Source organism: Synechococcus sp. PH41509 (assembly GCF_020514285.1).
Classification (GTDB): Bacteria; Cyanobacteriota; Cyanobacteriia; order PCC-6307; family Cyanobiaceae; genus Parasynechococcus.
This window is the reverse complement of record NZ_VTLD01000005.1, coordinates 128,689-150,687: the sequence shown is the minus strand read 5'-3', so window position 1 is coordinate 150,687 and position 21,999 is coordinate 128,689. Positions and strand designations below refer to the sequence as shown.

Here is a 21,999-nt window from a genome sequence, read left to right as displayed (position 1 = left end):
CTGCTTTGTGGTGGGTCGCCTTAGGCGTCTCTCCAGGTCATCGCGGTGGCCCAGTGCTGCTCCACCTGAAGCTGCGGACAGCGTTCTTGCACCGCTGTTACCAAAGGAGAGAAGTGCAGGCCCAAGCGTTGCAGGACCTCCGCTGGAACCGCTGTGGTGGCCTGACTGGCATTCACCCGGTGGCTCAGTTCGGGGATCTGCTCTGGGATGCCCAGACACCGGCACAAGGCACAGTGATCTGCTGCGGTGAATAAGGTTTCGTAGAGGCTGATGAACACGTCGGAGGCTGCAAGACCCTTCTGGAGTGCATCGAGGGTCGCGGGGTAATCGCTCCGGGGAGACTCACGTTTGAGCAGCTTGAGGCTGGCCTTGCTCAGATATTCGATTTCATGCTCCGGCTTGAGCCGGCCACGCTTACGCAATTGCATGCGTTGCTGTGACAGGAACCGTTCCACCGGGTCACGCATGATGAACACTGCTCGCATTTGCACGCCACGTTCTGTGAAGGCGTTCTTGATGCGTTGAAAGCTTTGCGCGCTTAACCCTGCATAGGACGGGGTGATGTCTCCCGTGAGTCGGATATGGGATGGCTTGAGCCGTGATGCGAAGTAGTCGAAGTAGCGCTCGGGTCGTTCCATGAACCGTGCCCGCCGCCAGGTGCGCCACTTCAGCGGTGTGGGGTTCTTGGGCCTGAAGGAGGAGAAGTGTTCCAGCTCCAGAGCATCAAACATGTGGTATTCCTTCAGAAAGCCGAAATCAGCATCCTTCCGGCGGTTCAGTTGATCGTGCAGCCAAGAGGTTCCTGCTTTTTGGGCGCCAACGCCGAGAAGAAAGGTTGCGTCAGAGGCCAAGGGGATCTGCCGGTAAACAATGCATCAGTTGATCTGCAGAGGTGGCATTCCCTTCACCAGATCGTCGATGGCTTTGACCTGCGCCAGAAATGGCTCCAGCTGATCGAGTGGTAAGGCGCTGGGGCCATCGCATCGTGCTTTGGCTGGGTCTGGGTGGGCTTCCAAGAACAAACCAGCCAGACCAACAGCCATGCCTGAGCGGGCCAGGTCAACCACTTGCGTGCGACGGCCGCCTGAGGCAGCACCACCAGGGTCTCTGCACTGCAGAGCATGGGTCACATCGAAGATCAAGGGAAGGTCATCGCAGGTGCGTTTCATCACGCCGAAACCAAGCATGTCGACGACGAGGTTGTCGTAACCAAAGTTGGTTCCTCGCTCGCAAAGCAGCAGCTGTTCGTTTCCGCATTCGCGGAATTTGTCCACGATGTTGCGCATCTGTTCCGGGCTGAGGAACTGCGGCTTCTTGATGTTGATCACAGCCCCTGTTTCAGCCATGGCTTGAACCAGATCGGTCTGACGGGCCAGGAAGGCAGGCAGTTGAATGATGTCGGCCACCTTGGCGGCGGCAGTCGCCTCCTCCGGGCTGTGGACATCCGTGATCACCGGGATGCCATGGGTGTCTTTGACCGCTTGAAGGATCTCCAGTCCCTGCTTCAGGCCGGGGCCCCGGAAGGAGTGAATTGACGAGCGATTGGCCTTGTCATAGGAGGCCTTGAAGACGAGGGGGATGTTCAGTCGCTCGCAGACATCCTTGTAGTGCTTTGAGCAGCGGAGGGCGAAATCCAGATCCTCGAGAACGTTGACGCCACCAAGGAGTGCAAAGGGGCGATCGTTCGCGAAGGTGATCTTGCCCAGTTGGATCTGCTGCGCCACGGTCTTGTGCGTTCTCTGAATCGCCGAGCCTACCCGCCTTCTATTAGCTGCTCAGCAGATTCAAGCCGATGCTGCGGGGGTCCAGGCTGTAGCTCCCAAGCTTGAAGTCGGTGGCATAAAGCTTGGCCACAGCCTGGGTGGTTGCAGGGCTGTAGTAACGCTGCAGCTTGTTGGAAGCTTGAGTGAGTTTGCTGTGCTGGTTGCTCTCAATGCGGTGCGGCTGTTGCAGCTGCTCGGAGCTGGGCAGCGTTAATCCTGTCTCTTTCAGGGCATCGGGAAGCTCATCTGAGAGATGTTCAAGCCTGCAAATGCTTTTGAACTGGGATGCGGGCAGGAGCAGGGCATCGTTTTGTGGTTTCCAGTGGTGGTTGGCATGCAACCCGCCGCTGTCCAGGAAGGTGATAAACGCCTCGAATCCGTTTTTGCTGTTGTCTGCAAACCCTGGGATAAACCCGTATTTGTCTTGAGGACCGTTGGCAATTTTGTCGAGAAATGCCGAAAGCGTCCTAGTCCAGGGATTGCGAACGACCGTAAAAAATGAAGCCTTTTTCAGGCTTGCTCGGTCTTGTTTGTTCCTGGATATTTCAACCAAGCTTTTACCTGAGTTCATGGCACTTCGCTTGGCTTGCTTGTAGTCATCTTGATGGCTGCTTGGTCCCCTTATGGCTTCATCGAGGTAAAGAATGACGGATGAGTTGCCGCTTTTGGCGATTCTGTTGAAAGCAATGTTGTGTTCTGGGTAAAACACGACGCGATCAAGATTGTCGCGTCTGATCTCTAATGTTTTGCGCTCGATGGCCAGGCTCAGGAGGGCGCGCTGTACTCGAAGCTCTCTGCGAATGCGTTTCTGGGTGCGAGAGAAAGGCAAAAGTGATGGTTTATCTAAGTTATTTTACTGCTGCTTGTTGAAGTGCCAGGTCATAGGGGCGACGCACTTTTTGTTAGATGAGTGAAGGTCGGAGAGCAGATATGCCAGGAGGTCCCCCAGGCTGTCGTCGCAGCCGAGCAGCTTCGTTGCTATCGCGTTAACTGATTCGCGTTGGTCGGATGCGATGTCACTAGTTTTGATCTTGCGGGTTACTGACAGATTGACCTTGACCGCGTTGTTTTTTGCGTGGGGCCTTGCAGCGTTTTGGTAGTCCTCGGGCAAGAGTGAATTGATCTTGGCCAGGAGCTCGGTTTGTGCTCCTGTGATGCTTTCGAAAGGAACAAAAAATAGGGGGAGGTTGTTTGCCTTTGCTGCCTCGATCCAGCTGCGAATTAGCAGATGAATTTGTGGGAGATAGAGGATCCCCAAGAGGTGGAATAGGTCGCTTTCTGACCGCTGATGGAGGTCTGGGATGCCATCTGTAAGTCCTGGGCAGCGAAGATCAAGGGGGCCGTAGTTCTTGCGGCGGGTGTGGTGAATGAGGGAGCACAGCAAAGCGCCTAGTGGGCGCACTGGCATCACCACAGCCGCTGTGCTGTAGCGCTGCTTCAACTGCTTGAGGTTGTGGTGGGACGCCGGGTAATGCCCGTAAACCAAGAGGCGTTTGTGCTGTTGCTGGAACCGGATCCTGTGCAGCCAACGTTCGCGGCGTCCAAGCTCTGGAACATCCAAGAGCAGGTGTCCGAACCCCTTGGTGGTTTTGTGGCGTACAACCGGTGCATCAAGGTGGTCGCTCAGCAGGGCGGCGAGGGTCTGGCTGGCACATTTCGGTGGAGCCGGAATGAGAAGCGCGCGCTGTGGCCCTTTGGGGGATGGCATCGAGAACTCGCCAGTCATCCGCAGCTGCGTTGGTGGCATCTAAGCACCACTAATCTCCACCCATGAGCTTTTTGGCCGGCCTCAACGACGCCCAACGACGGGCGGTGGACCATCACGAGGGACCCCTGCTGGTGGTGGCAGGCGCTGGCAGTGGCAAAACGCGCGCTCTCACCCATCGGATCGCTCACCTGATCGGTGAACACGGTGCCGACCCGGCTCAAATCCTGGCGGTGACTTTTACCAACAAAGCCGCCCGCGAGATGAAGGAGCGGCTTGAGCTGCTCCTGGCGCAGCGTTTGGCCCAAAGCCAGTACGGCCAGCCCTGGAGCACCCTTCCACCGGTGGAGCAGCGCCAGTTGCGTTCACGCATCTACCGGGAGGTGACCAAGGAGTTGTGGATTGGCACTTTTCATGCCCTGTTTGCGCGGATGCTCCGCTACGACATCGACAAGTTCAAGGATGCGGAGGGACTGACCTGGACTAAGCAGTTTTCGATCTACGACGAAGCTGATGCCCAGAGCCTGGTCAAGGAGATCGTCACCCAGGAACTGCAGTTGGATCCCAAGCGGTTCGAGCCGAAAAAGACCCGCTGGGCCATCAGCAATGCCAAGAACCAGGGTTGGCTGCCGGATCAGCTCGAGGCGAATGCCGAAGGCCAGCGGGGCAAGCTCACGGCCGATGTTTATCGGCGTTACCGCAAAGCCTTGGCGGCTAACAACGCTCTTGATTTCGACGATCTGTTGTTGCTGCCAGTTCAGTTGCTCCAGCAGAACGAGCAGGTGCGCAGTTACTGGCATCGTCGCTTTCGCCACGTACTCGTGGATGAATACCAGGACACCAACCGCACCCAGTACGACCTGATCAAGCTGTTGGTCACCGATGGCAAGGAGCCTCAGGATGTTGAGGACTGGTCCGGTCGTTCTGTCTTCGTGGTCGGTGACGCCGACCAGAGCATTTACAGCTTCCGTGCGGCTGACTTCACGATCCTGATGGGGTTTCAGGACGACTTCGGTGATCAGGCGCCGGATGACAGCACCCAAACGATGGTGAAGCTGGAGGAGAACTATCGCTCCACTGCCACGATCCTCGAGGCAGCGAATGCCCTAATTGCCAACAACAGCGAACGGATCGACAAGGTGCTTCGTCCCACCCGTGGGGAGGGTGAGCTGATCACGCTGACTCGTTGTGATGATGAGATTGCTGAGGCGGAAGCCGTAGTACATCGCCTGCGCACCATGGAAGCCGCCAACCCAGAGCTGAGTTGGGGAGACATGGCGGTGCTCTACCGCACTAATGCGCAGTCCCGTTCGATCGAGGAATCGCTGGTGCGTTGGGGCATCCCCTACATCGTGGTGGGGGGACTGCGCTTCTACGACCGGCGCGAAATCAAGGATCTACTGGCCTATCTGCGGCTGCTGGTGAATCCGGCCGACACCGTCAGCTTGCTGCGGGTGATCAACGTGCCGAAACGTGGCATCGGCAAGACCACGATTCAGCGCCTCACCGATGCTGCCAATCAACTGGGTATCCCGCTCTGGGATGTGGTGAGTGATCCCGAAGCGGTGCGCTCCCTTGGCGGCCGTTCGTCCAAGGGCCTTCTTCAGTTCTGTGAACTGGTCAATGATCTGAAGGGCCGCAGCCGTGATGTGGCGCCGTCAGAACTGATTCAGCAGGTGATGGAGAAAAGCGGCTACGTCAGCGAGTTGATAGCTGATGGCACCGATGAGGCTGATGAGCGCCGCCGCAACTTGCAGGAACTGGTGAATGCCGCTCTGCAATACCAGGAGGAAAACGATGAGGGCGACCTGGAGGGATTCCTGGCCACGGCGGCCTTGTCCAGCGATGCCGACAACAAGGACACCGCTGCCGATCGCGTCACCTTGATGACGCTGCACAGCAGCAAAGGGCTCGAGTTCCCTGTGGTGTGCTTGGTGGGTCTTGAGCAGGGTCTTTTTCCCAGCTATCGCTCCCTGGATGACCCGGCCTCGCTTGAGGAGGAGCGCCGGCTTTGTTATGTCGGCATCACCCGAGCCAAGGAACGCTTGTTCCTGTCCCATGCCTGTGAGCGACGTCTCTGGGGAGGCATGCGCGAAGCGGCGGTGCCCTCGGTCTTTCTGTCTGAGCTGCCAGAAGCCCTGATTCAGGGAGACCTTCCGCAGACAGGAGGGGCTGCCCTCCGGCGTGAACGGCGCCTCGACCGGCTCACCCGCGTGGACCGCGAAAAGCCGTCATCTGCCCCTGCCAATGCTGTGCGTCGCCGTCAGGCTGGTCCCGCCCCTGGCCGCAGCTGGCAGGTCGGCGATCAGGTCATCCACTCCAGCTTCGGTGTTGGTGAAATCACCCACACTTTCGGTAGCGGTGAGAAGGTGTCGATTGCGGTCAAGTTTGCCGGAATGGGCCCCAAGATCCTGGATCCGCGGCTGGCGCCGATCGAACCCGTGACCACCGCTTAATCTCCATCTCAGCCATCAACGGTTTGTGTCGACCTCCAGCCAGCCGATTCCCATCTTCATCGGCTACGACCCGAGAGAGAGGGCTGCGACCAATGTTCTGATCGACAGCCTTTACCAGAACAGCAGTGTTCCCTTGGCGATAACACCGCTGGTGACACCCCAGCTGGAGGCACAGGGGTTGTTCCGGCGAGAGCGGGACCCCAAACAAAGCACTGCTTTTTCCTTTACCCGTTTTCTGGTTCCCTATTTGATGGGCTATCAGGGCTGGGCCCTGTTCATGGATTGCGACATGCTGTGCCGGGCTGACATCAAGGCGCTCTGGGATCAGCGCGATGACGCGTATGGCGCCATGTGCGTGCAGCACGAGCATGTACCTGGGGAGACCGTGAAATTTCTCGGCGAGGTGCAGAGCGCCTATCCCAAGAAGAACTGGAGTTCTCTGATGCTGCTCAACTGCAGCCGTTGTACCAAGCTCACGCCCGATTATGTGAACACAGCAACGGGGTTGGAGCTTCACCGCTTCCACTGGCTAGAGGGTGACCATGAGATTGGCGCCATCCAGGGTGGTTGGAATCATCTGGTAGACGTGCAGGCTCCACCTGTGACCGAGGACGTCTCCCCGATGCTGCACTGGACCCTTGGTGGTCCCTGGTTTCGCGAGCAGCGCACCATGGGAGGGCCTCTGGCTGCTGAATGGTTCAGTGCCCGCGACGATGCAATGAAACTCTGGGATTGATGGCGATTCGCAAGTGTGTGGTGGCCGTTCCGGCCCGTCTTCAGTCTTCTCGACTGCCCAACAAAGTGCTGGCTGACATCGGCGGCCAACCGATGATCCAGCGGGTTCTAGAACGTTGCCGTCAGGCACGCGGCGTTGAAGCCGTGGTGCTGTGCACCGACAGCTCTGAGTTGCAGTCTCGGGCCGAGGGTTGGGGGTTTCCTGTGCTGATGACCGCGGAGTCCTGCGGCTCAGGCAGTGAGCGCATCGCATCGGTGGCCCACTCCCTCATGGCCCTGGCCTGGGGGGACGAGGATCCCGTTGCAGCAGAGACTGCCGTGATCAACGTTCAGGGCGATCAACCCTTCATCGATCCCACCGTGATCGATTCCATGGTGGAGGAATTTCGGCGCCAGGATTCAGTGCCCGCGGTGGTTACCCCCGTCTACGGGCTGAAGCCCGAATCGGTGCATAACCCCAATGTCGTGAAGACTCTGCTGGCTCATGATGGACGCGCCCTGTATTTCTCCCGGTCCGCCATTCCCCATGTGCGTGATGTGGACGAGGCGGATTGGCATCAGCACACCACCTACTGGGGGCATGTGGGTATGTACGGCTTTCGAGGAGATGTGCTTGCCGCCTGGGATCAGTTGCCTGCCTCCCCATTAGAGGATCTGGAACGTCTCGAGCAGCTGCGGTTGATCGAGGCTGGCCTCACCATCGCCACATTCCCGGTGGAGGGCACATCCCTTTCGGTTGACACCGCAGAGCAGTTGGAACAGGCCCGGTCGATGGTTTGACTGGCGGCCGGAATCACCAACCCTCAATAGCTTGAGGCTTGTGACCACACCTCCCGCGGGGGTGGAAGTGTCGTGTCTGAGCTCAAATGTCCCTTCAGTGGCCATGTTGGTGCCGTCACCCCATCGGCCCACACGGGCAATCGGCAGTGGTGGCCAAATCAGATTGATCTCGGTCTGTTGCATCAGCACCACCCAGCCTCTAATCCCCTGGGGGATTGCTTTGACTACCCCGCCGCCTTCGCCGGCCTTGATCTGGAGGCGTTGAAGGCCGATCTGGCGGTGCTGATGAGTGACTCCCAGGACTGGTGGCCAGCGGATTGGGGACATTACGGCGGTCTGTTCATTCGTATGGCATGGCATAGCGCCGGTACCTATCGCAGCGCCGACGGACGCGGTGGTGCCGGTCACGGCAACCAGCGTTTTGCTCCTCTCAACAGTTGGCCAGACAACACAAATCTCGACAAGGCTCGCCGACTCCTTTGGCCGTTGAAGCGGAAGTACGGCAACGCCATTTCTTGGGCGGATCTAATTATCCTCAGCGGCAATGTGGCCTTGGAATCGATGGGATTCCGCACCTTCGGTTTCGCCGGTGGCCGCACCGATATCTGGCAGCCCGAAGAAGATGTGTTCTGGGGCAAGGAAACCGACTGGATGGCGGATGAACGCCACAACACTGAGGGGGGGCTCGATCAGCCGCTTGCAGCAGTAGTTATGGGGCTGATCTACGTCGACCCTGAAGGGCCCCATGGTCATCCGGATCCCGTGGCCTCCGGACTGGACGTGCGCGACACCTTCGCTCGGATGGGGATGACGGTGGAGGAGACCGTTGCCCTTGTTGCAGGTGGCCATACCTTCGGCAAATGCCACGGCGCGGCTCCTGCATCACACCTGGGGCCGGAACCTGAGGGGGCTGATCTGCATCAGCAAGGCTTGGGCTGGCACAACCGCTTTGAAAGCGGAAAAGGGGAACACACCATCACCAGCGGCATCGAAGGAGCCTGGAAACCCAATCCCACTCGTTGGGATCAGGGCTACTTCGAGATGATGTTCACTTATGAGTGGGAACTGACCAAGAGTCCGGCGGGGGCTTGGCAGTGGGTCGCTAAGGATGTGAAACCGGAACACATGGTTCCTGATGCTCACGTTCCAGGTCGATCGTCCGCGCCGATCATGACTACGGCGGATCTGTCGTTGCGGCACGACCCGCTAATGGAGCCTGTGGCGCGCCGCTTTCATCAGGATCAGGACGCCTTCGCCGATGCCTTCGCCCGGGCCTGGTTCAAGCTGACCCATCGGGATCTGGGCCCCCGGGCTCTCTATCTCGGTGCAGATGTGCCCAAGGAGGTGCAGATCTGGCAGGACCCAGTGCCCGCTCTGGATCATCCGCTGATCGGTGAGCCCGAGATCCAGGCTCTGAAGCAGCGTGTTCTGGCCAGCGGCTGCAGCATCGGTGCCCTGGTGGCCACCGCGTGGGGTTCTGCATCAACGTTCCGTGGATCCGATCGACGCGGTGGTGCCAATGGCGGCCGGATCCGTTTGCAACCCCAGAACACATGGGAGTTGAATGATCCTGGGCAGCTGCGCAGTGTGCTGCAGGCCCTGGAGACGTTGCAGCGGCAATTCAACGCTGAAGCTGCAGGTGGTCAACGGGTGTCGATGGCGGATCTGATCGTGCTGGCCGGATCCGCTGCTGTGGAGCAAGCGGCCGCTGCCGGTGGTTACAGCATGACCGTTCCGTTCTTGCCCGGACGGATGGATGCATCCGCGGATCAGACCGACACCGCATCGTTCAATGTGCTGAAGCCGATCGCCGATGGCTTCCGCAACTGGCAGCGGAGTGGTCTGCCGCTTCGTGCGGAAGAGTGCCTTGTGGACCGTGCCCAACAGCTTGGTCTGAGTGCACCGGAGATGACGGTATTGCTAGCCGGCTTACGGGTGCTGGGAGCCAACAGCGGCGGCAATAGCCAGGGGGTTTTTACCGACCGTGTCGGCGTGTTGAGCAACGACTTCTGCGTGAATCTGCTCGACATGTCGATCCGCTGGTCGCCGACGAGCGAGGCTATGGAGGATTACATCGGTCGGGATGCCCAAGGCTATGAACGCTGGACTGCCAGCCGAGCCGATCTGGTTTTTGGCTCCAACAGTCAACTGCGAGCCATCGTGGAGGTGTACGCCCAGGACGATGGCGCCAGCCGTTTTGTTGCTGATTTCGTTCAATCTTGGGTGAAGGTGATGAACCTCGATCGCTTCGATGTTCGCTGAGGGATCGCTCTCCTCAATCGTTGCGATCTTTCCAGCCGTCGCGGCGCAGGCGTCCCCATCGACCACGCACCTGAAGGATGCGTTCCGCCAGCTCCCGGACGGCCCCGTGGCCGCCCCTGCGGCGAAGTACCGCATCGGCACCGCGGCGGACGGGTCGACAGGCGTCCGCAGGTGCGAACAACAGTCCGACCACCGGCCGAACGGCCAGATCGTTGAGGTCATCTCCTACAAAGGCGGTTTGCGCGGCATTCACTCCTAGTTGGTTCTGGAGGTCTGTTAAAGCCGCCGGCTTGTCTTTGATGCCCACAAGGCAATGGCTGATGCCCAGCTGCCGGGCCCGCACCTCCGTCGCTCCTCCCTGGCCACCACTGAGAAAGGCGACATGAAGACCTGCCTGTTGTAGCAAGCGGATCCCAAGACCATCGCGTACGTCGAAGCGCTTGCTCAGATGCCCTTCTGCGTCGAACCAAAGGCCCCCATCTGTGAGCACTCCATCTACGTCGAGTACGAGCAACTCAATTGTTCTCAAGCGGTCGCGCCGCCACCACCAGCGCAGCCCGTTCACGCGAGTCCGGCCTGAACCAGATCATGCAAGCGCAGCAGGCCCATCAGTTGATGCTCTTGATTCACCACAGGCAGTACAGAGATGGGCTTTCGTCGATTGCGCTCCATTTGCTCGAGGGCATTTACCACCAGAACATCGGCTTTCACCGTGATCGGATCGGCGGTCATCAGATCTTTCGCCGTCAGATGGCTCCAGGTTTCAGCGCCGTGATCCTGCAGGGCACGGCGGAGATCTCCATCCGTAAGGATGCCAAGAAGGCCCCCCGGGTTGTCGGGATTTTCGACCCAACCACTGCCGATGCCGTCGCGTGTCAAACCGCCGATTACCTCGGGTAATGGGGTGTGGGGCTGCAGGGGGTGGAGCTGACTGGCGGGCACCATCAGGTCGGCTGCCGTGAGGGTCAGTTGTTTGCCCAGGGATCCGGCGGGGTGATTCAGTGCGAAATCTGCTGGTGAGATGCCGCGCCGTTCCATCCAGACCGCAGCCAAGGCATCGCCGATGGCCATGGCCACGGCTGTGCTGGCTGTGGGGGCCAGATTGAGGGGGCACACCTCACGGTCCACGCCCGCTTCCAGCACCACGTCACTGCCGCGGGCCAAGGAGGAGTCAGCACGTCCGACGATGGCGATCCGACCGGTTCCGCGTCGGGTGAGATGGGGTAGCACCTCCAAGAGTTCCGTGGTCTCGCCGCTGTTGGACAGGAGCAGGCAGACGTCCTCGGCTGCCACCACACCCAGATCGCCATGGAGTGCGTCGGTGGGGTTGAGGAACAGGGCCATGAGCCCTATCGACGAAAAGGTGGCTGCGATCTTGCGGGCCACGATGCCGCTCTTTCCTACACCTGTGATCACCAGCTTGGCCTTGCGATCTGCGCAGTGCTCCAAGAGGGCCAGGGCGGCTTCCACCTGATCGCTGCTCAAGCGTTCGGCAGCTGTGGCAATCGCTGAGGCTTCCTCCTCAAGGCAGCGGGTGAGAGCGGACAAGGATGTAATCCGTGATGATCAACCCATTCTCCTGCACGCCCCGCAATGGATCTTCCAGGTGTGCCGTCTTCCGTTCTGGAGGCGCTGCTGGGAGCTGCTCGATCACTCAGCATCCCCCGTCTGGCCCTTGTTGGCGGCGTCGTGCGTGATCAGCTGCTGCATCAGCGCGGCGGCCGCGTCTGGTCGGGTGTTCCTGATCTGGATTGGGTGGTGGAAGGGGATGCCGCTGCGCTTGTGGCGGAACTGGGTCGTCAGCTCGGATCCGAACGCATCAGCGGTGTCCAGGAGCATGGGGCCTTCGGCACGGTGGCGTTTCAGCTTGATGGAATTCCGCTGGATCTGGCCACGGCGCGGCTGGAGCATTACCCCGCTCCTGCACAGAATCCAGTGGTACGAGCGGGAACTCTCCAGGCTGACCTCGCACGCCGGGACTTCACGATCAATGCCATGGCTCTCGATCTCGTGGCCGGTGAGCTGATCGATCTCCACCATGGCCAGGAGGATCTGGCCTCAGGCCAGCTGCGGTTTCTGCATGCTGGCAGCGTTCAAGATGACCCCACCCGGGTGATCCGAGCCGCCCGTTACGCCGCTCGGCTCGGGTTCCAGCTCGCGCAGGAGAGCCGTGCGCAGATCCGCAGCACCGTCGAGCAGTGGCCTTGGAGCTGGCGTCAGGGAGATGCCGCGACGACGGCACCACCGGCCCTCGCTACACGACTGCGGATGGAGTTGGAGCGTCTGCTGGAGCGGGAACCCTGGCCGCAGGCTCTGGACCTTTTGGAGCAGTGGCAGTCACTGCCGCTGTTGGACTCTCAGCTTCAGAACGATCCACGGCGCACGCAGCGGCTGCGCTGGGCTCAACGCTTGGGCCTTCCCTTGATGCCGGCTCTTCTTTTGGGAGCAGTGGACCCGGTTGCTGTTGCGCAACGGCTGCAGATTCAAGGCAAGCAGCAGCAATGGCTGCAGCAGTGCGGGGCACTTTGCGACTGGTTGTTGGATGGCACCCCGTCCTTGGAGTCCAGCCCATCGGTCTGGTCGAGGGCCCTTGAGCAACAGGGTTGGCAACCGGAGGCGGTGGCCCTTGCGGTGACTCTCCGCCCGCAGCAATGGAAGCCGCTGCTGCGCTGGTGGGGACGATGGCGGCGGATTCAGGCGCCACAAACAGCGCACGACCTGATCGCCGCGGGCTGGCAGCCGGGTCCGGCGATCGGCGAGGAGTTGCGACGGCAGCGCAGTGCTGCTCAGGACCGCAGCCGATGAAACGCATCTGGCTTGTGTTGGTGGTGGGTCTTTGCCTGGCCTTTGGTCTGCGGGTCTTGCTGTTGATCGATGCCACAGCGCTCTGGAGCGATGAGCTTTACAGCGTCGGCAAGAGTTTTCAGCCCAGCTTCAGCAGCTTGCTGGCGATGCTGCGGGCAGACACCCACCCCCCGGCTTACTACTCGTTGCTGTGGTTCTGGGGGCATCTGGTCGGCCAGAGCCCAGTCAGCCTTCGCTTGTTGTCTTGGCTGGCGTATCTGGCCGGTGGCCTGGTGATGGTCCGTCAGGCGATGGCCCTTGGCCAGGTGGGCACCAGGGTCAGGGTGGCGTCGATCGCAGCGCTCTTGGCCTTTTGTAGTCCTTACCCGATCCGTTTTGCGATCGAGGGGAAGAGCTATGCCGTGCTTGTCCTATTGGTGTCTCTCGCCTGGTGGTGGCGCCGTTCATCCCATCCCATTGCCTACGCAGCTGTAGCTGGATTGGCCGGAGTGACCCATTTTTATGGTTTGTTTCTGGTGCTGGCGGCCGCGGCTTGGGATGGCTGGCGACGTCGCTGGACCTTTGCTGCCGCCGCTCTGATCGGAGCCCTCCCGGCCTTGGCCTGGATGGCCTATGCCGCGGACTATCTGTTCAGCTCCCGGGCCGGCAGTTGGATTGGTGTGCCGGATTACGCCTTGTTCGAGGAAACCTTGGCCCGCGGCCTTGGTCTCTGGCCGTTGCCCAAATTGGCCCTGATCCTTCTGCTGCTGGTGGTTCTGCGGCGCTGGGGAGGGCTGCGCCGTTTGCCGTGGCCGGAGACGTCTCTGCTCGATCGAAGCGGTCTGATCCCGTCCCTGCTGATGGTCCTGGGGGTGGTTGTTGTGTCGTTCGTGAAGCCAATGGCCTTCAGCCGCTACTTCGTGGTGTTGCTGCCGGCTGTTGTGTCTGTTTTGGCAGTGCAGATCGGTGGGTTGAAGCTCAATCTCTTGGGCCGCGGCTGTGGTCTTGTTGTGTTGGTGCTGTTGTTGGCCAGTTGGTGGGGGCAGGGATTCAGCGAGCTCGATGCCGGCGTTGGTGGTGTGCGGGAACAGGACCAGTTCCGTCTGATCAGCCAGCGCACCAGCGGGTTTGAGGAGCGCTACAGCCCCCGCGAGCGTCTGTTCAACCTCAGCGACCGGATGGAGGCGGCGATGGGACGGATCCCTTCGCCTTCAGCAGCGTGGGGCGGGAAGGAGGATCTCAAGCAAAGGCTGCTGGGGCAGGATCCGCCCCAGCAGCTCTGGCTGGCCAGCAGTGGGCCGACACAGGCCATGAAGCGCAAGCTCGAACCCCTGCAATCGCGGGTTGAGCGGGCGGGTTTTCGCTGTGAACGAGAAGCCACTGACCTCACCCATGCGCGGCTGCTGCGCTGCCGATCTGAATCCACGGACCGCTCTGAGTGAGCTCTGCGGCTGCGGTGCTTGTGCAGGCCAGCAGCAGGGGGCCACAGGTCTGGGGGTCCACCAGCAGCTCCAGCAGGGCTGCTGAAGGGGGCTGTTGGAGCTGAACCGGCCCTTCCAGCCATCGCCAGCCGGTCCGGTTGGAAGGGGCCAGGGTGCTGGAGATGCCGCGTTCGAACAGCTCCAGTGATGCGGCGTAGGCAGGGATCGCAGAGCCGTCCAGCTGGACTGTTAGCTCTGGGTGGTTCTGGAGCATCTCGCCCAGATGTCCGAGCAGACCGAAACCGGTGATGTCGGTGCAGGCGTGAATCCCCTCCCGCACCGGTGCCAGCTTCTGAAGGAGCGTGTGTTGGCTGCAGGCCATGGTCCGCAGCGCCGCATCCAGATCAAGGGCGGATGTGGCGCCTGTCATGGCCCCTGCAAACAGCACGCCGGTGCCAAGAGGGCGACTGATCAGCAGGGCATCACCGGGCCGCAGGCCCGATTTCAGCCAGGGTGATTTAGGGCTGTTGCCGTTCACCGTGAGGGTGACCTGCACCCCAAGGCTTGACGGCACCGGTGAGGCGCTGCGGGATTCCATCGTGTGTCCACCGATCAGCTCGGCTCCCTGTTCATCCAATACCGAGCGGATGCCGGCCATGGTCTGCACCAGCAGTTCCTGCTGCTCATTGGCTGAGGCCATCGGCAGCGTGATCGTCACCATGGCGCTGGAGACAGCAGCACCGCAGGCCCAGAGATCAGAGCAAGCATGCAGGGCCGTCAGGCGGCCGTTCAGCCAGGGGTCACTCACCAGGGCTGGGAAGCCATCCACGCTTTGCAGCAGCTCCTGATCACCGGGGACACGGGCGGCGTCTTCGGGCTGTCCCCCCAGTCCCACCCGGTCCAGTGCTGTGGCCAGGGGTTGTGCCGGCAACTTGGCGGCGCAACCCCGGCAGGCCATTGGCTCTGCATCGGGCATCGACGCCGGCTGCAGAAATCCATCCATAAAGGCGCGATCGATGCGCTGTTTGAGCTGCCAAAGCAGAGGCGATGGCCCCAGCCGCCAGCTGCCCCAGCGCGCCCAGGCGGCATCCTGATGGCTGCCGATCAGCTGCAGCGCCCGACGTTGCGGCTGCCAGGGGCGCAGGGGTTGGCCCCGGCAGGCTGCTTCCAGATTGCTGGCCAAGGGGAGTCCGGCGCGTACCGCCCACACCCCTGACGCCGGGCGGGGCGCGGCACTGATCACGGCACAGTCTCCGCTAGCGAACAGGGATGGATGCCCGTCCACCCTGAGGCAGCGATCCGTGCGGATCCGGCCATCGGGATCCAGCGGTAGACCGGCCGTCGCAAGCCAAGCGGGACCCTGGCTTCCTGTGCACAGCAGGCTGGGTCCGCAGGGGTGGCTGTCGTCATTGATCAAGTCGATACGCGCCCGTCGGAGCACCCGTTGGAGGGTTCGATCCAGTTGCCCAGGACGCTGTTGCAGTTCCAGCGCCCGTTGCGGCCAGCGACGTCGCAGCGCCAGGACGACTTCCAGCCCGGCAGCTCCAGCCCCGATGACCCGCAGGGGCTTGGGGTCGAATGGATCTTCGCTCTCCAGAAAGGCGAGTGAGGCTTCCAAGGGCTTGATGGGAATCCCAGTGGCGCTCGGTCGGCTCACGGCACCCACATCTAGGCTGAGCCAATCGAAGTGGAGTGCAGGCCGGTCGCGAAGCGTCAGCCAGTTCTGCTGAGGGTTCAATCCGGTGATTTCCGCTTCCACGAAGGCCACCCCGGCCCTGTCACAGAGCTGGCGCAGGTCGATGGCGAGCTCGTCGCGCTGATAGAGACCGGCAATCAGCCCAGGCACCATGCCGGAATACAGAGCTGTGCTGCTGCGGTTCACCAGCGTGATGCTGTGCGGCGGGCGTCGCTCCGGCCGCATCGCCCAGCGATTGAGCAGAAGCGCATGGCTGTGGCCGCCGCCGGCCAGGAGCAGCACACCAGCTGCACTCATTGGTTGTGCCGATACCCCGCTGGATTGGCTTGCTGCCAGGCCCAGCCATCACGGCACATCTCCTCCAGGCTTCGGCGGGCACTCCAGCCGAGAACTCTCCGCGCGGTCTGGGGGCAGGCCTCGAGGCGGGGCACATCGCCGGGTCGACGCTCCACAACCTCGTAGGGGATGGTCAAACCTGTGGCCTGTTCGAAACCGTGCACCACGTCCAGCACGCTGAGGCCACGGCCGGTGCCGATGTTCAGAATTAAGGGATCAGACGTTTGCCGCTCGAACAAGTGATCAAGAGCCGAGCCATGGGCTTCGGCCAGATCCATCACGTGCAGGTAATCCCGGATGCCGGTGCCATCCGGTGTGGGGTAGTCCTGGCCGAAGATGCGTAATCGATCCCGGCGGCCTGCGGCTACCTGGGTGATGTAAGGGAACAAGTTATTGGGAATTCCCATCGGGTCTTCACCGATCCGTCCGCTTGGATGAGCGCCAACCGGGTTGAAGTAGCGCAGGCAAGCCACTTGCCATTGGCCCGAGCGACACAGGGCCCCCAGCATCTGTTCCACCGCCACTTTGGTCTGGGCATAGGGGTGGACCGGCGCCGTTGGCATGTCTTCCTGCAACGGGAACGTCTCAGGCTCTCCGTAGGCGGTGGCTGTGCTGCTGAACACCAGAGTCCGGCACCCATGGCGGTCCATGGCAGCCGCCAAAATGCGGCTGCCATTCACATTCACATCCCAATAAAGAAGGGGGTTGGCTACGGATTCCCCAACGGCTTTTAGTCCGGCGAAATGAATCACCCCATCCACGGCTCCAGCAGCGCTGAAGGCCTGATCCAACGCACTTGGGTCGCGTACATCCCCCTCTACAAGGTTTAGCTGGGTCGAACTCGCCAGCTCTTGCACCCGCCGTAGAGCTTCAGGGCTGCTGTTCTCGAAGTTGTCGAGCACCACAAGCTCATAGCCCTGTTCCATTAGGACGAGGCATGTGTGACTCCCAATGAAGCCGGCGCCGCCGGTGATGAGGACGCGCCGGCCCATGACTTCAAGCGTTCTGGTGTCTTGATTCTGAATCAGCTTGATTGCAAATGGCTGCCGCCCTAATCGATTGAACCTATTTTTTGTCCCATTGCATTGGGCTTGTGAAGAGCGGAACGGTGGTTCCGAAGTTGCAGCGAGCGATTGGGGCAGAAGGTCAATCTTTGCTTGACCGGTTCAATCTGCTCAAGCCCTTGGTAGAGCAAATGGTGACCAGTGAGGCGATCGCCCACGTCGTGGTCTCTGATGAACAGCTGGAGCAGGCGCGGCTCGACTTGCTTGAGCAGCGTGGTTACGACGGCATCGAGCAGTGGGCGGAGCTTCTGGGTGAGTTTGGGCGTAGCGAGGGGGAGGTTCTGGAGCGTCTTCGTCACGGCATCCGTCGCCGCAGTTTCATTCGGGAGCGTTTCGCGGCTAAGGCTGAGGCGCGCTTCCTGGAACGCAAGAACGAGCTGGATCAGGTGGTTTACAGCTTGCTCCGTCTCGAGAACAGCTTTCTGGCGCGTGAGCTGTACCTGCAGATCGAATCGGGTGAATCCAATTTCGCCGATCTGGCCAAGCGCTACGCCGAGGGACCGGAACGCAACACCAACGGAATCGTGGGCCCCGTCTCCCTCACCCAGGCGCATCCGACCTTGGTCGAGAAGTTACGGGTCGCTCAGCCCGGTGTGCTGCTTGAACCCTTCCGAATTTCGGATTGGTGGCTGGTGGTTCGGTTGGAGCGTTATGCGCCAGCAACGTTCACCGATGAGGTTTCTGATCAGATGTGCCAAGAAATGTTCGACGCCTGGATCGAAGAGGAAACCGCCAACAGCTTGAGCCTGCTTGCCTCTGGAACGACAGAGCCCGCGCCCACAAATGACTTCAGCGACTTCAGTATCTCCCGATGACCCAGACGCCGTCTTTCCCGTTGCTGGAGCATCCGGCCTTCCGCGGTGTCTCTGATGTCTCGGCTTCCAGGTTGGAGAGCTGCAGCAATGTGCTCCGTTTCGAGCTTGGCGGGCAGCTGTGTGATCCCAACGACATCCCGGCCCGGATCCTGGTCATCCTCCGAGGCCAGGCGAGGCTTGTTGGTCGTAACAATGGCCGCCTCACCACGGTCGGCAAGTTCGGCCCCGGCAGTGTGATTGGGGCCGCCAGTCATCTTTGCGGTGCCCCTTGCGAGAACGTGATCGCAGCTGAGGAGGTGATTGCCTGTGCACTCTCCGACGAACTCTGGCGCGAGCTCTATTCCAGCGAACTCTCATTCCGAAACTGGTGCGATCAACAGCTCTGGCCCCAGGAGCTGCTCAAGCTGTTGGAAGCTCTTGAGCAGAACAACCCTGAGACCGAGAGCTCTGCCCTTGAAAAGCTGGAAAGTGCCCTGCATTCCGCCGAGCGCTGTGCTCCGAACTCCACTGCGGTGGATGCAGCCCTGGCTGCCGGGAAGCGTCTTTATGTCACAAGTGCGTGGGGCGATCTGAGCGTCGGTCAACCGGTTCGATCATTTGCGGACATGCCGTCCTGCGAACCTTTTTCTCTGCGTCTGGTGGCGCTGCCGTCAATCGAGGCTTCCGCCTTAGAGCCCCGGGATGAGAGTGATCCAGAGAAAGCCCTGACGCCGTTCGAATCCATTCAAGATGCCGAGATCCTTCCCCCCGTCAGCAGCTACAGCCCAGAGCGGAATGTGGTGGACGGTCTACGGCTGATCCGTGCTGATGGTTCGCTTCAGGAAACCTTGGCCTGTTTCCAGATGCTGGCGCAGCTGATGAAGCTGCCGTTTCGCCGTGATTCGATCGAGAAGGTTCTTCAGGACAACCTCCGTCGTGGCCTGACTCCGAATCTCCAGCTCTGTGGGCAGCTGGCAGCGAGTCTTGGTCTGCACGTAATGGCGGCACGGGTCCCGGCGGGAGCGGGAACGCGTCTCCAGGTGCCCTCAATGCTGCCGTGGAAGAGAGGCTTTGCTCTGGTGATCGCCAGCAATGAGCGGGGTCTGAAGCTGGCCTCGCCTAGGCAGGGCATGGTGACCCTGGCGCCGGATGATCTGGCGGAGCAGTTCCCCGATGGGATCGAACTGCTTCTGATGGAGCGGTCCAATTCCACGCCCGATCAGAAGTTTGGCCCAGGGTGGTTTTGGCCTGCTCTGAAGCGCTATCGAGGCGTGTTGATCCAGGTGCTGTCCGCCAGTTTTGTGGTGCAGCTGTTCACCCTGGCCAATCCGCTGCTCATTCAGGTGATCATCGACAAGGTGATTACCCAGCGCAGCCTTGACACGCTGCAAGTACTTGGAATCGCCCTCGTGGTGGTGACCATTCTTGAGGGCGTGCTCGGCAGCCTCAAGACCTTCCTTTTTGCGGAAACAACCAACCGGATTGATCAGCGCCTTGGGGCTGAGGTGATCGACCACCTGTTGCGTCTTCCCCTGGGATATTTCGATCGGCGCCCTGTGGGCGAATTGGGAACTCGGGTGGCTGAACTGGAGAAGATCCGCAATTTCCTCACCGGTCAAGCCCTCACCACCATCCTGGATGCCGCCTTTTCTGTGATCTACATCGCGGTGATGCTGATTTACAGCTGGCTGCTCACTTTGATCGCCCTCTCCGTTCTTCCGATTCAGATCGGACTGACGATCCTGGGTGCGCCCCTCTTCCGCCGTCAGTTCCGTGCGGCTGCCGAAGAAAACGCCAAGACCCAGAGTCATCTGGTGGAGGTGCTCACCGGCATCCAGACGGTGAAGGCCCAGAACGTGGAGATGGTCAGCCGCTGGCGCTGGCAGGGTTTCTATTCCCAATACATCGCCCGCACCTTTGAGAAAACCATCACCGGCACGGCCCTGAATCAGACCAGCCAGGTGCTGCAGAAGATCTCTCAGTTAATGGTGCTCTGGATTGGTGCCTCCATGGTGCTGAGTGGCGATCTGACTCTGGGTCAGCTCATCGCGTTCCGGATCATCTCCGGTTACGTCACCCAACCCCTGCTGCGCCTGTCCACGATCTGGCAGAACATCCAGGAACTGCGCGTCAGCTTTGAACGGCTTGCGGATGTGATCGATACGCCGGAGGAATCCGATGAAGTCGATAAATCAAAGGTGATGCTGCCGCCGCTGCAGGGAGACGTGCGGTTTGAGAATTTGTCCTTTCGATTCCGTCCCGGGCAGCCGCAGGTGCTGAAGGACGTGAATCTCGAGATTCCTGCCGGCACCTTTGTGGGCATCGTGGGCCAGAGCGGAAGCGGCAAGAGCACGCTGATGAAACTGCTGCCCCGGCTGTATGACCCAGAGAACGGTCGGATCCTGATCGATGGCTACGACATCGGAAAGGTCGAGCTCTATTCCCTGCGTCGTCAGATCGGCATCGTTCCTCAGGATCCCCTCTTGTTCAGTGGAACTGTGAGTGACAACATCGCGCTCACAAACCCTGAAGCGTCCAGTGAGGAGATCGTGCGGGCCGCACGTCTCGCGAATGCCCATGACTTCATCATGGATCTTCCCAGTGGCTACAGCACGCCTGTTGGTGAACGGGGTGCTGCCCTCAGCGGAGGACAGAGACAGCGAGTTGCCATCGCCCGCACCTTGCTGAGCAACCCCAGGCTGCTCGTGATGGATGAGGCCACAAGCGCGCTCGACTACGAAACCGAACGGAAGGTCTGCGACAACCTTCTCGACAACCTCAACGACCGCACCGTCTTCTTCATCACCCACCGTCTGTCGACCATCCGTAAGGCCGACGTGATTGTGATGTTGCACCAGGGAGCTGTTGTTGAAGTCGGCACGCACGATGACCTCATGACGCACCGCGGTCGCTATTTCGCCCTTTACCGCCAGCAGGAGAGCTCCTGATGAAGATGAATCCTCAAAAGTTGACGGCCCTCGTCAGGCAGGGGTCCAGCAATCTGGTTGCCACGTCCCGGGACTTTCTGCGTCGCTTTGACCCCGGCGACATGGGAGATGCAACCGATCTCAACACCTACGACGCATCGATTCTTCAGCAGGGTCGCTTCTGGATGCGCACCGTCACCTGGACCCTGATTGGCAGCAGTCTGTTCGGAGTGGCCTGGCTGGCCTTTGCTCGGACGGAGGAGATCGTCGTGGCACCAGGCCAGCTGGAGCCGATCGGATCAGTCCAGGACATCCAGATGCCCGTGGGCGGTGTGGCGGATCAAATCCTCGTGGCCGAAGGTGATCGTGTGAAGGCCGGTCAGGTGCTGATGAAGCTGGACACTGAAGCCAGTGAGGAACAGCGCGTGAGTCTTGAAAAAAACATCAAGCTCATGCAGGAACAACTGCAGTTGAAAGAGCAGGAAAAGCTCAAAACCATGCAAGTCAATCAGGAAGAGGTGCTGATGTTGGAGAACAATCTGCAGTTGCAGGCTGAAATCCTCGAGCGCTACGAGCAGTTGGAGGCAGCTGGTGCCTTTTCCGAAGTGCAATACCTCAATCAGCAGAACGTCGTTGCCGAAACCCGCGGAAAATTGATGCAGACCAAGGCGGAACGGCTCCGTCAGATCGCTCTGCTTGATCAACAGACGGCCCAGTTGAAGTCGGAACTCGCCGATCTCAATGGGCGCTTGGTGGAGAGCAAGGTCACCCTGCGTTATCAGCAGCTCAGGTCGCCTGTGGATGGCGTGATCTTTGATCTCAAGCCCACCTCCCGTGGCTTCACCGCCCAATCCACCCAGACGGTCATGAAGGTGGTGCCGATGGGTTCGCTCGAAGCGAAGGTGGAGGTGCCAAGCAACAAAATCGGTTTTGTGCAGGTGCCACCGGGTTGTCCTGAAAAGCGTGACGCTTGCATGACTGCCGATATCAGCATCGACTCCTTCCCTTCCACTGATTTCGGAGTGCTCAAGGGCAAAGTGATTCGCATCGGTTCCGATGCCCTAGAGCCTGACCCCCAGGAGCAGCGTCAGGAACTCAGTTTCCCGGTCACGATTCAGCTGGATGATCAACAGCTGAAGCTCAAGACTGGATCCTCCTTGCCCCTGCAGGTGGGCATGAGCCTGACGGCGAACATCAAGCTGCGCAAGGTCTCCTACCTGCAGCTGCTGCTGGGAGAATTCCAGGACAAGGCGGAATCGCTACAGCGTCTCTGAGT

General features: G+C 60.4%; 17 protein-coding genes. 9 read left to right on the top strand and 8 right to left on the bottom strand.

The genetic code is table 11. The features are described 5' to 3' along the window. Positions 1–20 precede the first annotated feature (20 nt). The 4 genes from FZZ88_RS02965 to FZZ88_RS02950 form a co-directional block, all read right to left on the bottom strand. Complete coding sequence (locus tag FZZ88_RS02965; protein ID WP_166015731.1) at positions 21–851, bottom strand: sulfotransferase family protein; 831 nt, start codon at positions 849–851, stop codon at positions 21–23. 24 nt (positions 852–875) lie between these two features. Continuing rightward, positions 876–1,724 carry a 3-deoxy-8-phosphooctulonate synthase gene (gene kdsA / locus FZZ88_RS02960; RefSeq protein WP_166015729.1) on the bottom strand — a complete coding sequence of 283 codons (849 nt, stop codon included), beginning with the start codon at positions 1,722–1,724 and terminating at the stop codon, positions 876–878. 43 nt (positions 1,725–1,767) lie between these two features. Continuing rightward, positions 1,768–2,472: a sulfotransferase family protein gene (locus tag FZZ88_RS02955; RefSeq protein ID WP_166015727.1), complete on the bottom strand. Its 705-nt coding sequence runs from the start codon at positions 2,470–2,472 to the stop codon at positions 1,768–1,770. A gap of 144 nt (positions 2,473–2,616) precedes the next feature. Then, positions 2,617–3,489: a hypothetical protein gene (locus tag FZZ88_RS02950; protein ID WP_230332805.1), complete on the bottom strand. Its 873-nt coding sequence runs from the start codon at positions 3,487–3,489 to the stop codon at positions 2,617–2,619. Positions 3,490–3,533: 44 nt separating this feature from the next. Here FZZ88_RS02950 and FZZ88_RS02945 point away from each other — a divergent pair, with 44 nt between their 5' ends. The 4 genes from FZZ88_RS02945 (at position 3,534) to katG (ending at position 9,701) form a co-directional block, all read left to right on the top strand. Beyond that, positions 3,534–5,924, top strand: a complete 2,391-nt coding sequence (locus tag FZZ88_RS02945) for a UvrD-helicase domain-containing protein (RefSeq protein ID WP_166015723.1) — start codon at positions 3,534–3,536, stop codon at positions 5,922–5,924. Between the two features lie 25 nt (positions 5,925–5,949). Further along, the gene (locus FZZ88_RS02940; protein ID WP_166015721.1) at positions 5,950–6,660 is read left to right on the top strand and encodes a hypothetical protein; all 711 of its coding nucleotides are present in this window, start codon (positions 5,950–5,952) and stop codon (positions 6,658–6,660) included. Next, positions 6,660–7,439, top strand: coding sequence for a 3-deoxy-manno-octulosonate cytidylyltransferase (kdsB, locus tag FZZ88_RS02935; RefSeq protein WP_166015719.1), 780 nt, complete (start codon positions 6,660–6,662; stop codon positions 7,437–7,439). The genes FZZ88_RS02940 and kdsB overlap by 1 nt, the downstream gene beginning before the upstream one ends. A gap of 72 nt (positions 7,440–7,511) precedes the next feature. Continuing rightward, the gene (gene katG / locus FZZ88_RS02930; RefSeq protein ID WP_166015717.1) at positions 7,512–9,701 is read left to right on the top strand and encodes a catalase/peroxidase HPI; all 2,190 of its coding nucleotides are present in this window, start codon (positions 7,512–7,514) and stop codon (positions 9,699–9,701) included. Positions 9,702–9,714: 13 nt separating this feature from the next. Here the strand turns inward: katG and FZZ88_RS02925 are convergent, their stop codons facing one another. Beyond that, complete coding sequence (locus FZZ88_RS02925; protein WP_166015715.1) at positions 9,715–10,266, bottom strand: HAD family hydrolase; 552 nt, start codon at positions 10,264–10,266, stop codon at positions 9,715–9,717. After that, positions 10,263–11,249: an SIS domain-containing protein gene (locus tag FZZ88_RS02920; RefSeq protein WP_166015713.1), complete on the bottom strand. Its 987-nt coding sequence runs from the start codon at positions 11,247–11,249 to the stop codon at positions 10,263–10,265. The genes FZZ88_RS02925 and FZZ88_RS02920 overlap by 4 nt, the downstream gene beginning before the upstream one ends. A 45-nt stretch (positions 11,250–11,294) precedes the next feature. Between FZZ88_RS02920 and FZZ88_RS02915 the strand changes: the two genes are divergently transcribed. Next, the gene (locus FZZ88_RS02915) at positions 11,295–12,506 is read left to right on the top strand and encodes a CCA tRNA nucleotidyltransferase (protein ID WP_166015711.1); all 1,212 of its coding nucleotides are present in this window, start codon (positions 11,295–11,297) and stop codon (positions 12,504–12,506) included. Beyond that, complete coding sequence (locus FZZ88_RS02910; RefSeq protein WP_166015708.1) at positions 12,503–13,927, top strand: hypothetical protein; 1,425 nt, start codon at positions 12,503–12,505, stop codon at positions 13,925–13,927. Before FZZ88_RS02915 ends, FZZ88_RS02910 begins: the two co-directional genes overlap by 4 nt. Here FZZ88_RS02910 and selD read toward each other — a convergent pair. Both selD and galE read right to left on the bottom strand, forming a co-directional pair. Beyond that, the gene (gene selD / locus FZZ88_RS02905; RefSeq protein ID WP_166015706.1) at positions 13,872–15,899 is read right to left on the bottom strand and encodes a selenide, water dikinase SelD; all 2,028 of its coding nucleotides are present in this window, start codon (positions 15,897–15,899) and stop codon (positions 13,872–13,874) included. The genes FZZ88_RS02910 and selD overlap by 56 nt on opposite strands. After that, positions 15,896–16,930 (bottom strand): UDP-glucose 4-epimerase GalE, encoded by a 1,035-nt coding sequence (galE, locus tag FZZ88_RS02900; protein ID WP_166015704.1) that lies wholly within the window; start codon positions 16,928–16,930, stop codon positions 15,896–15,898. Before galE ends, selD begins: the two co-directional genes overlap by 4 nt. A 203-nt stretch (positions 16,931–17,133) precedes the next feature. Between galE and FZZ88_RS02895 the strand changes: the two genes are divergently transcribed. Genes FZZ88_RS02895 through FZZ88_RS02885 form a run of 3 tightly spaced genes read left to right on the top strand, consistent with a single transcriptional unit; the run spans position 17,134 to position 21,997 of the window. Further along, the gene (locus FZZ88_RS02895) at positions 17,134–17,817 is read left to right on the top strand and encodes a peptidylprolyl isomerase (RefSeq protein WP_255606426.1); all 684 of its coding nucleotides are present in this window, start codon (positions 17,134–17,136) and stop codon (positions 17,815–17,817) included. Then, positions 17,814–20,744, top strand: coding sequence for a type I secretion system permease/ATPase (locus FZZ88_RS02890; protein ID WP_166015702.1), 2,931 nt, complete (start codon positions 17,814–17,816; stop codon positions 20,742–20,744). The genes FZZ88_RS02895 and FZZ88_RS02890 overlap by 4 nt, the downstream gene beginning before the upstream one ends. Beyond that, complete coding sequence (locus FZZ88_RS02885; protein WP_166015700.1) at positions 20,744–21,997, top strand: HlyD family secretion protein; 1,254 nt, start codon at positions 20,744–20,746, stop codon at positions 21,995–21,997. Before FZZ88_RS02890 ends, FZZ88_RS02885 begins: the two co-directional genes overlap by 1 nt. The last annotated feature ends 2 nt before the right edge of the window (positions 21,998–21,999 follow it).

Excerpts from the sequence above, each read along its gene's own strand:
- FZZ88_RS02950 (WP_230332805.1), bottom strand. The coding sequence starts at position 3,489 with ATGACTGGCGAGTTCTCGATGCCATCCCCCAAAGGGCCACAGCGCGCG.
- FZZ88_RS02945 (WP_166015723.1), top strand. The coding sequence starts at position 3,534 with ATGAGCTTTTTGGCCGGCCTCAACGACGCCCAACGACGGGCGGTGGAC.
- kdsB (WP_166015719.1), top strand. The coding sequence starts at position 6,660 with ATGGCGATTCGCAAGTGTGTGGTGGCCGTTCCGGCCCGTCTTCAGTCT.
- FZZ88_RS02915 (WP_166015711.1), top strand. The coding sequence starts at position 11,295 with ATGGATCTTCCAGGTGTGCCGTCTTCCGTTCTGGAGGCGCTGCTGGGA.
- FZZ88_RS02910 (WP_166015708.1), top strand. The coding sequence starts at position 12,503 with ATGAAACGCATCTGGCTTGTGTTGGTGGTGGGTCTTTGCCTGGCCTTT.
- selD (WP_166015706.1), bottom strand. The coding sequence starts at position 15,899 with ATGAGTGCAGCTGGTGTGCTGCTCCTGGCCGGCGGCGGCCACAGCCAT.
- galE (WP_166015704.1), bottom strand. The coding sequence starts at position 16,930 with ATGGGCCGGCGCGTCCTCATCACCGGCGGCGCCGGCTTCATTGGGAGT.
- FZZ88_RS02895 (WP_255606426.1), top strand. The coding sequence starts at position 17,134 with ATGGTGACCAGTGAGGCGATCGCCCACGTCGTGGTCTCTGATGAACAG.
- FZZ88_RS02890 (WP_166015702.1), top strand. The coding sequence starts at position 17,814 with ATGACCCAGACGCCGTCTTTCCCGTTGCTGGAGCATCCGGCCTTCCGC.
- FZZ88_RS02885 (WP_166015700.1), top strand. The coding sequence starts at position 20,744 with ATGAAGATGAATCCTCAAAAGTTGACGGCCCTCGTCAGGCAGGGGTCC.